12 protein-coding genes and 5 pseudogenes are annotated in these 14,299 nt (G+C 58.4%); 7 read left to right on the top strand and 10 right to left on the bottom strand.

Annotated features, from left to right (window positions below; genetic code table 11):
• Positions 1 to 11: 11 nt before the first annotated feature.
• The gene (locus SB822_RS33435) at positions 12 to 218 is read right to left on the bottom strand and encodes a hypothetical protein (RefSeq protein ID WP_410856554.1); all 207 of its coding nucleotides are present in this window, start codon (positions 216 to 218) and stop codon (positions 12 to 14) included.
• A gap of 217 nt (positions 219 to 435) precedes the next feature.
• Here SB822_RS33435 and SB822_RS33430 point away from each other — a divergent pair.
• Positions 436 to 603: pseudogene (locus SB822_RS33430) on the top strand (transposase); the annotation flags it as partial.
• A gap of 544 nt (positions 604 to 1,147) precedes the next feature.
• Here the strand turns inward: SB822_RS33430 and SB822_RS33425 are convergent.
• Positions 1,148 to 1,705 (bottom strand): phasin family protein, encoded by a 558-nt coding sequence (locus tag SB822_RS33425; RefSeq protein ID WP_410856553.1) that lies wholly within the window; start codon positions 1,703 to 1,705, stop codon positions 1,148 to 1,150.
• 230 nt (positions 1,706 to 1,935) lie between these two features.
• Positions 1,936 to 2,133 carry a hypothetical protein gene (locus tag SB822_RS33420; protein ID WP_086910013.1) on the bottom strand — a complete coding sequence of 66 codons (198 nt, stop codon included), beginning with the start codon at positions 2,131 to 2,133 and terminating at the stop codon, positions 1,936 to 1,938.
• Between the two features lie 586 nt (positions 2,134 to 2,719).
• On the opposite strand from SB822_RS33420, the pseudogene SB822_RS33415 reads away from it, so the two are divergent.
• A pseudogene (locus SB822_RS33415) lies at positions 2,720 to 2,991 on the top strand (hypothetical protein); the annotation flags it as partial.
• Positions 2,992 to 3,229: 238 nt separating this feature from the next.
• On the opposite strand, the gene SB822_RS33410 reads toward SB822_RS33415, so the two are convergent.
• The 3 genes and pseudogenes from SB822_RS33410 to SB822_RS33400 form a co-directional block, all read right to left on the bottom strand.
• The gene (locus SB822_RS33410) at positions 3,230 to 3,925 is read right to left on the bottom strand and encodes a VIT family protein (RefSeq protein WP_086909964.1); all 696 of its coding nucleotides are present in this window, start codon (positions 3,923 to 3,925) and stop codon (positions 3,230 to 3,232) included.
• Positions 3,926 to 4,008: 83 nt separating this feature from the next.
• A pseudogene (locus tag SB822_RS33405) lies at positions 4,009 to 4,256 on the bottom strand (IS6 family transposase); the annotation flags it as partial.
• Between the two features lie 34 nt (positions 4,257 to 4,290).
• Positions 4,291 to 4,530: a hypothetical protein gene (locus SB822_RS33400; RefSeq protein ID WP_410856552.1), complete on the bottom strand. Its 240-nt coding sequence runs from the start codon at positions 4,528 to 4,530 to the stop codon at positions 4,291 to 4,293.
• A gap of 296 nt (positions 4,531 to 4,826) precedes the next feature.
• Between SB822_RS33400 and SB822_RS33395 the strand changes: the two are divergent.
• Positions 4,827 to 4,982: pseudogene (locus tag SB822_RS33395) on the top strand (MarR family transcriptional regulator); the annotation flags it as partial.
• Positions 4,983 to 5,078: 96 nt separating this feature from the next.
• On the opposite strand, the gene SB822_RS33390 reads toward SB822_RS33395, so the two are convergent.
• The gene (locus SB822_RS33390) at positions 5,079 to 5,666 is read right to left on the bottom strand and encodes a hypothetical protein (protein WP_086909962.1); all 588 of its coding nucleotides are present in this window, start codon (positions 5,664 to 5,666) and stop codon (positions 5,079 to 5,081) included.
• Positions 5,667 to 5,843: 177 nt separating this feature from the next.
• Positions 5,844 to 6,156, bottom strand: a pseudogene (locus SB822_RS33385) (chemotaxis protein); the annotation flags it as partial.
• Between the two features lie 745 nt (positions 6,157 to 6,901).
• Here SB822_RS33385 and SB822_RS33380 point away from each other — a divergent pair.
• From SB822_RS33380 to SB822_RS33365, 4 genes are all read left to right on the top strand, one after another.
• Positions 6,902 to 7,426: a PRC-barrel domain-containing protein gene (locus SB822_RS33380; RefSeq protein WP_086909960.1), complete on the top strand. Its 525-nt coding sequence runs from the start codon at positions 6,902 to 6,904 to the stop codon at positions 7,424 to 7,426.
• A 618-nt stretch (positions 7,427 to 8,044) separates the two neighbouring features.
• Positions 8,045 to 8,431: an MbcA/ParS/Xre antitoxin family protein gene (locus SB822_RS33375; RefSeq protein WP_086909959.1), complete on the top strand. Its 387-nt coding sequence runs from the start codon at positions 8,045 to 8,047 to the stop codon at positions 8,429 to 8,431.
• Positions 8,391 to 9,116, top strand: a complete 726-nt coding sequence (locus SB822_RS33370) for an RES family NAD+ phosphorylase (protein WP_410856551.1) — start codon at positions 8,391 to 8,393, stop codon at positions 9,114 to 9,116. The genes SB822_RS33375 and SB822_RS33370 overlap by 41 nt, the downstream gene beginning before the upstream one ends.
• 211 nt (positions 9,117 to 9,327) lie before the next feature.
• Positions 9,328 to 9,798: a hypothetical protein gene (locus tag SB822_RS33365; protein ID WP_410856550.1), complete on the top strand. Its 471-nt coding sequence runs from the start codon at positions 9,328 to 9,330 to the stop codon at positions 9,796 to 9,798.
• Between the two features lie 308 nt (positions 9,799 to 10,106).
• Here the strand turns inward: SB822_RS33365 and SB822_RS33360 are convergent, their stop codons facing one another.
• Both SB822_RS33360 and SB822_RS33355 read right to left on the bottom strand, forming a co-directional pair.
• The gene (locus tag SB822_RS33360; protein ID WP_410856549.1) at positions 10,107 to 12,821 is read right to left on the bottom strand and encodes an Hsp70 family protein; all 2,715 of its coding nucleotides are present in this window, start codon (positions 12,819 to 12,821) and stop codon (positions 10,107 to 10,109) included.
• Positions 12,822 to 13,002: 181 nt separating this feature from the next.
• Positions 13,003 to 14,299 (bottom strand): hypothetical protein (locus tag SB822_RS33355; RefSeq protein WP_410856548.1); only part of this gene is annotated, 1,297 nt, incomplete at its 5' end.

Below are 14,299 nucleotides of genomic sequence, written 5' to 3'. Positions count from 1 at the left end.
GCGGCCCCCCGTCACCGCAACGAAGTGCGCACGCTCGCCCATCCTGCGAGACGCCAGAACAGGGTGTCGGCGAACAGCAGCGCGACGATGACGAAAAACGCATGGACTACCTGTGTGGGATGCGCCCGGCCGATGGGCAGGGCGTCGATCAGGTTCCTGATCGCGAACTGCGACGCGAGCGAGCACCCGACGGCGGCGACTATGTTCAGCAGAATCACCGTGTGTCCAAGTGGATGCCGGCCAACGCGTGGCGATACCGGAGTCCGGCAAGCCGCTGGTCCCCTACCCGGCCTCCGGAAAACGCCGCGGTCGCGACAAGGTGGCCTTGTCCGTGGGCATCCGGTCGCGATGGTGCGTCAAAGGTAGTGCGCGACGACTCATCGGTCGCATCATGCGTGGCATCTGCGTTCTGCGCTGTTATTAACTGACTGCGAAAAGATCGGGCGCCTCAAGGCCGGCATCCGTACCGAGGTCGAACACCCGTTTCGCGTCATCAGGCGGCACTTCGGTTATGCGAAGACTCGCTATCGTGGTTTGATGAAAAATACCGCCCAGATCATCACGTTGTTCGTCTTGAGCACGCGCGTGTGGCAGGAGTTTTAATGGACCCCGCCGTGGGCTACCTTCGCAGCAGGCAGACGTGTTCGCATGGGACTTAGTCATGCTGCATCCGTTATCATTCGGATATCTAATAAGTATGAATATTCCCAGTTCAACGCACGACCATCACCGGGCAGTGCGCATACGCGAAACCGAGCCGCGCAACCAGCGATGAAAACGCCACGCCCACGGCGACCGGTGACGATCAGATCGGCCTTTTGGGTTCTTCCGCGCCAGGGACGATCGGTTCCGCAGTGTGCCCGACGCATACATTGAGATGCGCATCTGCTGCTGCCGACGCGTTTGCGCAGTGTGAAAAAGTGCCTTTCGAAAACCGCTTCAACCTGTTCATGCAACGCTTCGGGTTTGATATCTTCGGCACCGCTACCTGCCGTTGCCCGGATTGCCGGGAATCTCGGAGCCGTTCCGCCTGAGACGGCCGCCCTTGCGAACCCCGGGTGCCTCGCACAGCCATCAGCCGGTGACGCCCCTGTCAGGGATTCCTTGAAATTGAGCGACTTTCGCCGTCAGAGACGGCACCGGCCCGCTATCGCTTTGCTGCAGGCAATACGGGATCAATCGCACGTCGGGCGCTCTTCGCGGCTGCCGCGGCCATGTCGAGGTTGCTCCGTGTGACTTCGACCGCCTGCTGGCTTGCGCCCTGCAGGGTTTCATACAGCGTACTGGCGGCCGCGATGGCGGAATTCAGCGCGGCCATGGCGGCTTCAGAGCCGGCCGGCGCGTTTTTGGTTGCGTCCTCCACCACCGTCTGCATCTGGCGCCGGTAGGCTTCGCCCTGCGCCTGTCCAATCCGTGCGAATTCGGCTTGAGTCGCCGATGCGATGTCGAATAGCTGGCGGCTGTAACTTTGTACCTTTTCTGCGATCGCCGCGGCGGCGCCGTTTTGCAGCGCAAGCCAGTCCTGCGGCTCCTTCACCGACAACGACTTCTGCGCCAGATCGAACGTGTCCGAGACCGTTGCCCGGATCGCCTGTATGTTCAGTGCAGCCAGTTTCTCAACGCCCTCGACTGCCTTGCTGCTCCGCCCGAAAAACAGATCGAGATTGGCCTGTCGGGTTGCAGCAATCTGGTCCTGGTTCATCATGTTGACTCCCATATGGGCGATCCCCGCGGAGGTGCCGCACCATTCTGGCGGGTCACGTGGGACATCGGGATCGCGTGAGTAGACCGAACATGCACGGAGGTGGCGCGCGCATGTGCGGTGCTTTTGCAGCGTGCTTGCGGAATCGACCGTCACCGTAGACACGTCGCTATACGCGTGACGTGCCCCGGTTGCGACAATGCAATCCTCAACACGTCCGCGACAATCGCCGCTCAGTGTTTTCCGGTGATGGCGCGAAGGACTGAATAGCCATCGCGGGTGAGGCGGGGACGCTGGGCGCCAGACGCGAGCTCTTCGAGCGCGATCAACTGACGTTCCAGCAGGGTGTCAAGTTCTTCCCGGTTCAGGTCAATCTGCTCGGGCGCGGACTTCACGAGCATGAGCGTGGCGAATTCGTGAGGGCTTAGCACGTGCGTGTCTCCATTATCTGGATTAGCGTTTCATGACGCATCAATTACCGGTGACGCGCCAACGCTGTGATATTCGGTATTCCAGTTTCTTATATCCGGCATTGCGAATTCGGTTTTCAAAAGCCGGACCCAAATGCTAAGTCCGAATGAAGGGCGCGATCGGATGAAAATAATGTATGGTGGTCGCATCGTGATAGGCGGTTTCTTGCAAGACGTGGATCGCGCCGCGCGCATGTGTTTGAATCGCATTCTCAGCCCACGCCACATGGGGTTCTGAGGGGAAGTGGGCTTATGACTTTTAAGCGATGTGGCCGGACTAAATAACCGCTGCGCAAACGCTTTTCCAGGCAGCGCTCATTAAATCAGGCCCTGGCTGACTTAAATAGCCATACCTTTTCCTTTAGCATCATTCTCTCGCTGGGATAAACGCGTAGCGACGAGTGGTTGTACAGGATGAGGAAGGCGTACCCGCGACAGGTTGGTCACTGGCAGTTTCTGGGGTAAAGGTTGGATAACGGGAGCCGTGTGAATGGAGAAGTTTACGCGCGTTTTCGCGAGAGGCTCGGGGTGAAATCCCCGGGCCCATCTGTTCGTAACGTTGCGCGGCGAGCCGTATCTGCCGTGGCGCGCGGTCGATGAGCATGGTGCCGAACTCAACGTGCTGGAATGCAGATGTGCGGTTTTCGCGATGCCCGTCCTATGCAGGCGTTTCTCCCATGTTTCGGCCCAATCCGGCAGCATGTCGCGTTGCCCCGCCATCAAATGCACGCGGCAAGTCATCGTGCCTTACTCCTGGAACGCCTCGCCAGATGGCATGGTTGGGCTGTCACTTCCGCAGTGGATAAAGTTCTCTGGTAAGAAGAACTACTCTTGATCCACACAGGAAACCTACGCCCGTCAACTTGACAAAGCTGCGCGGAATTCACCGAGATCGCCCAGTCCGTCTACGGCTTTCTGGGTGCCGCACCTCTTTGCCGCCGTCTCGTCCCGCTACCGGTAAGTTGACAGCGCCGTCGCAAGATTTACAAGCAGTTGCAGCGCTTCCCGACCGCTTCCTGGTCGGGCTTTCCTGGATGTGTCTCCTCTGTTCGGCGCCTCAGGCGATCGCGCCAAACATCGCGCCGACACCCGATGACACGCCCATTGCCAACGCACTCCAGAAGACCACGCGGACAACGCCCGGGCCAACTTTCGCCCCGCCCGCTTTCGCGGCCAAACCGCCTAAAGCGGCTAGCGAAATCAGGGCAGAGAGGACTATGGCCAGAAGCAGAATCGATTCCGGCGCGAGAGCGGCAACGATAGCCGGCAACGCGGCGCCAACCGCAAAGCTGCAGGCAGAAGCCAGCGCGGCTTGCAGAGGCCGGGCAGAAGTGACCTCCGAAATGCCCAGTTCATCACGCGCGTGCGCACCCAGTGCGTCGTACGCCATCAGCTTTTCAGCGACCTGCCTGGCAAGCGGAAAATCCAGCCCGCGCCGCACATAGATTGCTGCCAATTCTCGATGCTCGCGCGAGAAATCGGCATTGAGCTCAGCTTGCTCTTGGAGCAAGGCTGCCTTCTCAGTATCCGCCTGAGAGGAAACCGATACGTATTCCCCCGTCGCCATCGACATGGCCCCAGCAACCACGCCGGCCACGGCCGTGAGCACGACGCTTCCATGAGCGGCGTGCGCTGATGCGACTCCGGTAACAAGGCTAGCCGTCGAGACAATTCCATCATTGGCACCCAGCACAGCGGCGCGCAACCAGCGAATGGATTCGAGACGGTGCTGTTCCTTATGTCGCCTCGGCATAGTTCCTCCACATAGAATCGTTGATGGCTTGGTCAAGTTGGCGGCCGTAAGCTATACGGTCATTACAAACGTAGTTATCCTTATCAGACAAATTTCTCGCCCACGGCCGCGGCAGTCCATCTATCCCTTTTGACGAGGCGTTCTTTGAGTATGGCACGACGGCATGCGGCGTTCAGCAGGTGTCGGGGCAGCGCGAAGTGCTGCGGATCGGGCCGAAGCATGAGAGAAATGCTTGCGTGCGGCGTAGATCGCGAAAGCCGCACGTCTGGCGTTCGCGGCTGCGGATCTGCTGGTGGCTGTTCTCGGCTCGGTTGTTGCATGCGTTCGCCGCCGCGCCGCGTCCGGTGGTCGTCGAACTGTTCACGTCACGCGACCGTCGTGCCCGCCAGCCGATCGCCTCTGTCCGAGCTGAGCGACACACGCACCGATGTTCTCCCCTGGCGTTTCACGTCACATTGGAACCGCCCGGCTGGGACGATCCGTTTTCGTTCGACGCTGCCGATGCGCGTCAGGCGCAGCATGTCCAGCAGATGTTCGCGGCGATAATCGCCAGTGACCAGCGTCACCGCGATCCCGAGTACGAACGAACCGACGATCACGCCCATCCAGGATTCGATCATGATGACCTCCCCGGCTCGCAACATGCTCCGAGGAACCTTGTTTCGTGCGCCGACAGCCGTCAAAAAAAAAACGGCTCACTGACCGCGCCGACGGCAAGCAGAGCGTCCCTTTTCGCGAGCGCAGTCTCGAAGACAGGGGCATCATCTGTGGTACATGCAAGCACGCCGAGATAAATCGGTTCTGGATAGATGATTCCCGTCTCTCGACTGATTGCCAGCGCCTCCCCGGGCAGTATGTTGATCTGTATCTTTCTACGGGCGTGTTCGCATGATCGTCGGCTCGCGACCGGGCGACCATCGGTGATCTGGCGGAGCGGCTCCAGGCGCAGCATCACGGTGTGGTCGCGCTGGTGTCCCGCGGCGAGGCGCTCGATCTCGTCAAACGGAAAGTCAGCAAGGCCGACCAGCGCCAAATCCGGGTGCACCTCCTGAAAGCCGCCTGGAACGGCATGCGTGACTACGAACTGTCGAAGCAGCCCTAAAGCAGGAAGCCGGCGCGCCTTCACTCGCCGCGCTCCGGCATCAAAAGGCAATCAGGCGCGACGTTCGTCGAGTTGCACCGGTGTCGGCGCGCGGGTTGGGTCGAAGTCGGCCCAGCGTCCTTGCTGCCAGCGACCCGACGCGCGCTCGATCGCCGTACCGCCCGCTTCGCGCAGCACCTGCGCCGCATCGCGCTGCGTTTCGGGCGTCACGTGCACCGCGAGCAGTACGCCGGAGTCGCGCTCCTCGTGACGGACCCGTCCGGCATGACGCGCAGGCGCGCCGTTGCCGCCGCCGCGTGTGCGATACATCGCGCCGATCAGCGAGCCGATATACGCGCCGACCCCTGCGGCAATTGCCGATACCAGCACGGGCGCCGAAAACGCCATGAAGATGCCCACGCCGATCATCGCACCCGCAACGCCACCGACCGTCACGCCGATTCCTGCACCCATCGGCGCGTCGGTGGCACCGGCGTCCGTGTCCTCGTCGCCGCCGATCGGAAAGCGCGCATGCTGGCCGCGCGGATTGACGAAGAACAGCGACACATCCTCTTCGACAAAGCCTTTGTCAAAAAGACGTTCGGCAGCCGCTTCGGCGGCGGGGAAAGTGGTGAATCGTGCAGCAACAATGAGCGACATGGTGCCTCCGTGTTCGATATGTGATCGGGAAGACGGCTGTCAGCACAATCCGGGGCGAAAGCCTTTCCTCGTGAGTCGGACCTCAAGCAAAGCGCGCGCCCAAGCCAATGGGATGGGTCCCGACTCGTTGTCTTCGTCGTGGGTACCCCGGTTCGTCCTCGAACGATCTTCAGCGAGTTCGTCGGCGAGTCCTTCAGCGGATTCATCGATGTCCGGTCCGACAATGCGGTCATCATCAATGTCGCCTTTTTCGGCGACCGCGAATCACCGTCGGCGGATGCGCGTTCGCCCGCGCCTGCGCGGTCCGGACTCGCGACTGCATCGTCGCCCGCTTTGAGCGCGCGAAGGGCGAGTTCGCTGTCGACATCAAAAGTCGTGACGCTTCGCGGCCGCCACGTCGCTGCCGCTATCGGACGAATCGCCCGGGCCCGGCGTGCCCCCTTTGGTTGACGACTTGCGGCGGCTCGGCGTCGGGGTCGATCGTGCTCATATCGGCCTTCAGAGTGCGTGGTGGGCGCTTCGCTCTGTCGTGCCGCAAAAAGCGTTCCCCGCTACTTTTGCATGCCCGCGCGCACGCGGCCCACACCGCGCCATGACCGGCTTGCGACGGGAGACAAGCCGTCCGCGTGACCGCGTTTCAGAAACGCCGCGATCTCCCTGTCAGATAAAGCGGCCGAGCCCGCGCCACTGTTACCGGTGAGGTTCGCCGCCGCTCCTCGCGGCGTAGGACACGCTCCGCAATGCCCGAGCGATTGAAGGTAAGCGCCACGGTTCCACTCGTATTCCGCGCCGGTTGAGAGACGAACACATCGTCGGGCGCGAACCCAAAGTCCCTGAACATCAACGCCCAGTCCTGATAGAACGGACACGACAGACGGGTCGGCGGCGTAGGTGTCGCGACGGGCGCGGCGCAATGGCCCTCGCGGACAGCGCGTATGAATCGTCGTAGCTATAGCGACCGATGCCGGCGTTTCGGACCGGGTTCCGGGCACGCTTGATGCAGCGGTCACTCTTGCCTCACGGAGGAACCGATGCCGCAACGCCTATTCATGCGCAGGACCATCATCATCCGGGCCAGCCGAATCCGGGCCGGGGCGGCATCAACGGCCGCAAGAATTACCGCGGTCCAACGGCAGTTCGCGAAACGCTTGTAGCTGTCGGAGTGGTTAGCGTCATCCAAGCCGTGCGCCACACGTCGTTTCATCAAGCTATGGTTGATAACAGGGAGCCCTATCATGAACCTCACCAGTCAGTCCGCCACTGAAGGCGGTGTGCAGATCGCGCGCACAAGCGCCGATCCGGCCGGCGGGCCAGGCCCCGATGTGATGGCGGCGGCAACGCTCGAGGGCAATACCGTGTTGAGCGCAGACGGCGACGACGTCGGCAAGATCAAGGAGATCATGCTCGACGTGCGCACGGGCCGCGTAGCGTACGCGGTGCTAGCAAGCGGCGGCTTTCTCGGCATCGGCGGCAAGCTGCTCGCGATCCCGTGGCGCGCGCTGACGCTCGACACGTCGCGCAAATGTTTTGTGCTGTCGGTATCATCCGAGCAGATCAGGAATGCACCGGGCTTCGACAAGGGTAACTGGCCGGCCATGGCCGATCCGAACTGGGCCGCGACCGTGCATGCGTACTACGGCAGCAAGCCATACTGGAAAGGCCGCACGGAGCTTCCCGTCGATGAGCGCGGCGATATGCGGATCGGTGAAAGCGTTGCGGATTCGCCGGCGTCGCCGGAGCGAGGGGACGTCAAACTGTAACACTGGCGACGTCCACGTCGCGCGGAAGTAAAACCCGGCGCATCCCCTGAAAACGGTGCGCCTGTTTTGCCAGACGAGCTTCAGGAAAGCTGGGAGCGGCGTTTCATCCGTCGCTAGAAGGGGAGCGGCAAGGTTCGCACTTATGCGCTGCAGCCCATAAGTGCTTACCCTGTTCGCCCCTCACCGTCCGGCGGTCATTGGCCCCAGACCGTTGGCGACAGGAACACGATGTTGATGACATTCGTGGCGACCGCCGCTATGCCCGACGGCAGACCCGCGCCATATGTGCGGCCAGCCATGCGACGGGTACGGTCATCCGTGGCCCGGCAGACGGTACGAAAGTCGCGATTACCACAAAGATGTGTGCCGCTGTGGCTCGTCCTTTAGCAGGTCTTTCCTGTGCCTCACCGGTTGCGTGCGTAATGGCCGCCGCCCCAGAGCGTTCCGACTGCGGTCCGCTTCCGCGTAAAAACGCATGAACGTTCTATAAAACGGGATTTAGGCGCCCAAATATCAGCGTTTCACCCTCCTACGCTTGGATTTCACGCACTTTCAGGTTGCTGTGGAAACTAAACAGCGCTATGATTTCTGTGGAAACACAAACACAGGAAGCTAATCATGGCATCGTCAACGCGAGATCATGCAGCAGTCGGTCCAACCCCGGCCGCCACCCTTTCTAAAGCGGCCGTGCGGGCGGCGGCCGCTCTACGCATAAGCCAGACGACGCTAGCCGAAGTGCTCGGACTCAGTACGTCTTCCGTCTCGCGACTTGTCGCGGGCACATACCAACTTGAGCAATCGCGAGGCAAAGAATGGGAATTGGCGTTATTGCTGGTGCGTTTGTTTCGCTCACTCGATGCCATTGTGGGCCCAGGCGAGAAAGCTCAAGCATGGCTGACGGGCGAGAACACCGCGCTGAATGCAAGACCGATCGATCTTATCCGCTCCGCGCGAGGACTCGTTAATGTCGTCGAATACCTGGACCTCTACCGAGGTCGCATCTGAGGCTCGCGAGCTTATCGAGGATACGTGGCGTGCTGTCGAGGCTCAACATCGCGTAGCAACCATGTCGCTCGTTGACAGTCTGGCGGAACAGGCACAGCTGGAAGCGTTGCTCGAAACCTCGAAACCTCCGGTTCCTGCCACGTCCCTCGGACTTCACTGGTTACTGTTCACGCCCTTTCGGTATCCGACGTCCAGGTATGGCTCGCGCTTTCGACGACCTTATGATCCAGGTGTCTTTTATGCCGCCTACAATAAAAGCACTGCCTGTGCAGAGCTTGGCTATTGGCGCTGGCGCTTTCTGACTGAATCGCCGTCGCTTGGATCGATCGATACCTTGCCACAGACACTGTTCAAGGCGGCGATTCGGGGACGCGCTGTTGATATTCGCCGACCGCCCTTTTTACGCCAGCAGACCGCGTTCGAGAACAAAACCGAGCATGGCTATTGCCAGGCGTTTGCCGGGGTCGCACGCGAGGCTCGCATCGACGCGATCGTGTATCGATCCGTACGTGATCCGGCGCAAGGTGAGTGCGTCGCTCTGCTTACCCCCAAGGCATTCGCAAAGAAAGAACCCGTTGCCGCTGAAACGTGGAATTTGTCAGTTACCCTCGATCGGGTAATTTGGCAGAAGAGCGACGTATTGCAGCCTGAGGCATTCGAATTCCCGGCAAGCCTCTGGAAATAAGCGCCGGCCGTTCGGAGCGGCTCTCTGACGATGCGCATGGCCGGGCACAGTCAAGAAATTCTTTCGTTAGTCGCTGGGGCCGGTTTCACAGTCTGCAGGGCCGCTGCGCCGGTATTTGAGGCGCCCCTGGTAACTGAATGGCTGATCGTCGGCCTCCAGTTGGACGTCCCAGCGTCTGACTAAAAATCGCCGAATTGAGAATGGAGTAGATTTGGATATCTTCTACTACTGGAAAGACTTCGCTTCGGATATAGCCGAAGGGCGGATAGGCACACTTGGGGCCAATACCGACAAGCTTGTTGAACTTCAGGCACGGCTGCCCCGCAAGGTGTGGACCTTCATAACGCCTAAGGGCATGAAAGGCAAGCTTAAAGTTATCGGTTCCATGTGGATTACCGACGAGAGGCCCGCGAACTTCGTACCCAAGTGGCGGCATAACCTTTTCTATGATGCAGCTTCGCCCAAGTCGGTTCTCTTCACGGACTCAGGCAGGCCAGAAAAAATTGAGGAAGTCAGTTCCTACTTGAACAACCGGTTCAATCAGGCCTTCAGATCCAACTTTCAGGGCGAAAAAGGTCTTCACACGATGGAAGCCGACGTTGTCCGCGGCTTTGAACAACTCGTGCAAGACTATGAGGCCGTCCAATTTCTCGAGGGAATAAAAGAGCTACTGGATCGATAAATCCCACTGTAATCCGCACTCCTACATACATGCGTATATACGATCGTGCGTTGTCGGTTTTTATGTCAACCCGATCCACCCCATATCACTCTCTGTTGCGGCACCGGACTGCTCTCTAGGATTAGAGCGTGACACGCCGCCGTTGGAGCGACCGGGCGTTGCGATTAAGCACCTTCGCCGAACGGGCGACCTCGACAAGCAGTGCGAATCTCAAGCCGGAGACGGTATGTCAATCATCCGGCTCAGTTGGTCTTCGGACATATTCGCCTTCCCAATTAGTAACATGTTCTGACTGAGCCGCCCGGACGCTATGTCCCTTGGTCGTCCGAAAATTGGAGGTCGGAGAGGATTTCCTTTGGACAGTCCTGCTCTTCAAAAGCGCTGACGCATGCTTCATGAAGCTCGCCGACCTCGTGCCCGGAATCCAAGGTTATCGACTTCCCCGTCTCCACTAGCTTGAAAGTTGTTCCCTTCGCTCCAATGGTGTCAAGAACTGCAATAGTCGGATCAATTTCACCATTTAGCGAATGCCAAAACATGAACGGCGTAAGAGATAGAGCCCTACCGGCTTCGATGTCGATGATGAACGCTTCTGCTGCCGAGAAATCACCGGGTCCGGTGTAATCGAGTGCGTGCAAGAAGTGGCTTTCCGTTCCGCGTGCGACCTTGAACAATCCCGCGTATTTCCGGCTAAACCCGGTGCGAGTGACGTTTTCGAAATATCCGAAACTCCTCCCCGACATGCACGTAAGAATCTTGTTCCCCAGCAGATTGAGCGCTCTATGGAGATCCGCCGAACCTGGGTCTCGTCCATGCTTGATATCATTCGCTGCCGATATCGCCTCATCAATCCATTTGTGATGCGTTTCGCTTACCAGGTCACGGAGCGCGCGGGAAAAGGTACCTCTGCTCCCTACGGACGCCAGGGATTGCCGCAAGAGAGCCCAGATTGGACCGACCGATGCTTTGTCGAAGCCTTTTAGAAGCTTGCCTTTCGAACGCCCAAGAAGCGCGCAGTGTTCTGCGTATGTGACGGCTGCTGCGAATCCTAGCATCGCCTCCAAGGCAGCCACATATTCGATGTTACGAGGACCGATGGTGGTTGACGAAATGTACTTCGCCAAGGGCCTTGCGATGCAAAGAGGAAGCTCGTGCATCATTTCGTTTAGTTCCATCCATCCCTTCTCTCCGGCGCGCTGCGAATACACCTTCACTGCGCTCTGCTCTACGTACGAGATGGACGAATTGCTGCTTCCGAAATCGAAACCGATGTAGGCCTCGCCTAACGTAGTCCGGCCACCGGCCGTCATGTCGATGTAGAAACGCTCGCCGTCAACAGCGATCTCCGGGACATCGTCGTGTCCCTGCCGATAAATGAAACGTGGTGATGCCGTTCCGTCGTCTGATACAGTCAGCTCGACGTGAATTGAACCATCAAACTTCGCCCCAGCCGGTGTGTTGACCCGGTGCTGGACGTTGTGCAGACTTCCGATGTCTTCGACGTCCAGGGAAGAACGAAGGAAATAATAGTTGAGCTGCCGCCGTGGAGGCGATTGAAGGCGCACTTTCCAACGCAGCGGCGTGTCGATTTTTTCCTTAAGAGCGCTCGCCGATCTGAGCAGGACGCCATCATCCAGCAGATCGGACATGCCACCGTTGAACTGGGGCTTGTAGCGATATATCGCAGGATGACCGTCGTCTGATGCGAGCAGCAGGCACAGACGGTTATAGGTGACCGACTGAAAGTCGCCCGTACCCTCCGTGAATGTCTTTCTGGCGCATTCGATGGCCAGTCCTTTCGAGACGATTTCCTGAAAGTTCGCTTCGAGCGACAAGACATTCGCTTCGGGCAGGCTGTGAGCAAACTGTTCCTCAATCAGTTTCTCGAGCCATCGGATGTTGGCCGAACCTCCCGACAAGAGAATGACGGTGATGGGCTTACCCTCGAGTTCTGCCTGAGCCCGAGAAAGACATGCGCTGATTTCGGGTTTCAGTCGTTCTTTCCAGATGCGATCAATGAAAGTATCACGTAGCCAGAGCGCGTCGAGCCTGACGCTCTTCAGATCCGGTGTTCCTAAGAGGGGATTTGTCGGAACCTGGATCTGATGCGATGGGGGCGTCGAGAATTGCGCATTCAACCTCCAGTCACGGATCATGCCGCATAGGGATATCTTGGCCTTTTCAATTTCGCTGGTCAGCTTTCGGACGTTGCGGATGAAGTTCTTAAGGTCGTCTCGCAACGATTGGAAGCTCCGTCCCTCCTCATCGGCCACCATATCGTATGCGTTCCAGGCTTTTGTGAGCGTGCTTCTGTCAACTCCCTTCGCAAGGTTGTCAGCGATAAGCTTTTTCGCAATGGAACGATTGATATAGTGACCTCCAACGGGAATCGAGGCGCCAGCAAGGGGCCGCGCGTGTCGTCCGCTCTGGCTTACATCGCCCGTGGCCGTGGTCTCGACCACCGACACGTCAAAGGTCCCGCCACCGAAGTCAATCACGAGTGCAACATGCTTCCGGTTCGCTGCTACGATGGGGTGCTTGACGCCATAGCGGTAAAACTGGAAAACAGCAAAAGGTTCTGGCAGGAAATCGACTTCCTTGAACTGCTTTTGCAGAATCGCCTTCATGCGATTCCGGTAATTTGCAAGCCAGTTGCCTTCCCGTTCGAGACTAAGAGGTTCCGCTACGATGATCCTGTCGGCTGCCTTATGCTCTCGAGCCGCGATCCATTCTGACGCTCGCTTAATCAGTGCTTCAACGAAGTCTTGCGTGATCTCGTTAGCTGAACGCGGCTTGCCGTCCGCGCAGTCAAACAGAGGTGGCCGCACGCGTGCCGGCGTCACGCGACCCAGTTCGAGCTTGAAGTTCTCATTGACCAGCGTTGGGTCAACACTGCTCTCCAGGGCTTCGTATCCGATTAGCGCTTTGCCGCCGTGGTAGGTGATGACCGATGGGACGTTGGTGCGAGAATCGACATCGACAAGTTGAAGTGCATTAACGAATAATTCTTTTCGAACGGCCATCTCGATCTTTTAATCTGGTCTCTCATGTATGCGGTGTCAGCGACTTACCGCCCCGTGCCATGCTTCTTATATGGTCTGACGTATTACTAACACATTTTCGGTATGCGAGATATTGGTATCAATACCCGTAAGCATGCCCGTGACGATCTTGACTGATTGAGCACCGGCTCAAATATTGAAATCAACGGGCGTCCCTACGTACCGGCTTAACGTCGTCTGCCTTCGCAGGAACACACCAGTCGCCAGCGACAAGATATGGGTCCGGTTTATCCTGCTCCTTAGCGGCAATGACGGCATCCCGCGTGACCGAGTCTAGCTCAAACGGATTATGGCAAAAGAGCTTGACACCACCAAAGTTGTACCGCACATACGCATCAAAGAATTGCTCCGCTTTGCCGTCGCCCGTGGAATCGTCCTTTCCAAACGGAACGATATGGACGGCGCGTAACGCGGGGACCAGCTTACTGTTTAAAATCTGGAAGGTGTGCAGGCGGGTATCGTAAACGCCGGCAATCCGCAACGAGAGCGATGAGATCGGGGCAAAGTAGAAAACGAAGCTCAGGTAGAAATAACAAAGAACCGCGACCACGATTGCCGTAGTCTTGATCGCACGCCCTATCGAATGTCCTTCGAGTTTCGCCTTCAGGTATGCAAGACCGGGGAAGAGCCCCACGATGCTCGCCACGCAACATAGCATGAAGACAACGCTTGCTTCTCTGTCGGGAAGTTTCGATGCCCCCGTAATCCACATCAGCGAGAGCAAGGGTAATGCGGTTGCGAATGAGGCGAAAACCGGGGAAGCAGAAACCAGTACCACGATGAGCGGACGCTGCCAACTGGGCTTGGCAGCAATGTCCTGAACAAGGTCACGTTTGAATATTGCAGCGAAGCATACTGCGACTAGTGCAGACAGGCCTGTGGCGACCCAGATCGGTCCCGTTTTAGGGTCTTTTGCTGCCAGGATACTGATGCCAAAACTCACTTCCCATACGATGGCCGACAAGACGTGCAGCCAGCAAGCGAGCTTCCACACGCGCTTCGGATCCTGTGTCACCGTGAGTGCTTCTCCAGACGGCGCGACTAGGAACGACGGCAGGCAGAACTGCAGCACGAGCAACAGCAACACCATCACAGCACAGACGAGCAGTGTAATCAGACCAGGTATCGAGCCGATTGAGTCACTAAATACCTCCGTCCATCCAATGCGTCGGAGAAAGACCCACAGCGCCATCGCCGGAGGCATCAGCGCAAGAGGTGCGAGTTTAAGAAGGACTTCCAGCAAGTCCTTGGTGACTGTGAGACCTTCTTTAACACGGTCGAGCCATTTACTTGATGTGGTTTGCATAAGGACTATCAGGTGTGTTCTCCTTCTGTCTTGTCGGCAATGTATCTTTTGAACTTTAGAGAATGAAAGGGACTTCCCCGTCCCGAGGCTGCGGCGGAAGCCGCGAGTCGGCATCAATGTGCCAGGATGAAGT

Source organism: Paraburkholderia sp. SIMBA_054 (assembly GCF_046534875.1).
In the GTDB taxonomy this organism is placed as follows: Bacteria; Pseudomonadota; Gammaproteobacteria; order Burkholderiales; family Burkholderiaceae; genus Paraburkholderia; species Paraburkholderia hospita.
The sequence above is the reverse complement of the archived record's forward strand: the minus strand, read 5'-3'. Positions and strand labels throughout refer to the sequence as shown.

What these genes read in the sequence shown, in the direction of transcription:
- SB822_RS33400 (WP_410856552.1), bottom strand. Translation starts at nt 4,530, where the DNA reads ATGGGCGTGATCGTCGGTTCGTTCGTACTCGGGATCGCGGTGACGCTG.
- SB822_RS33370 (WP_410856551.1), top strand. Translation starts at nt 8,391, where the DNA reads ATGTCGTCGAATACCTGGACCTCTACCGAGGTCGCATCTGAGGCTCGC.
- SB822_RS33425 (WP_410856553.1), bottom strand. Translation starts at nt 1,705, where the DNA reads ATGATGAACCAGGACCAGATTGCTGCAACCCGACAGGCCAATCTCGAT.
- SB822_RS33380 (WP_086909960.1), top strand. Translation starts at nt 6,902, where the DNA reads ATGAACCTCACCAGTCAGTCCGCCACTGAAGGCGGTGTGCAGATCGCG.
- SB822_RS33360 (WP_410856549.1), bottom strand. Translation starts at nt 12,821, where the DNA reads ATGGCCGTTCGAAAAGAATTATTCGTTAATGCACTTCAACTTGTCGAT.
- SB822_RS33375 (WP_086909959.1), top strand. Translation starts at nt 8,045, where the DNA reads ATGGCATCGTCAACGCGAGATCATGCAGCAGTCGGTCCAACCCCGGCC.
- SB822_RS33410 (WP_086909964.1), bottom strand. Translation starts at nt 3,925, where the DNA reads ATGCCGAGGCGACATAAGGAACAGCACCGTCTCGAATCCATTCGCTGG.
- SB822_RS33390 (WP_086909962.1), bottom strand. Translation starts at nt 5,666, where the DNA reads ATGTCGCTCATTGTTGCTGCACGATTCACCACTTTCCCCGCCGCCGAA.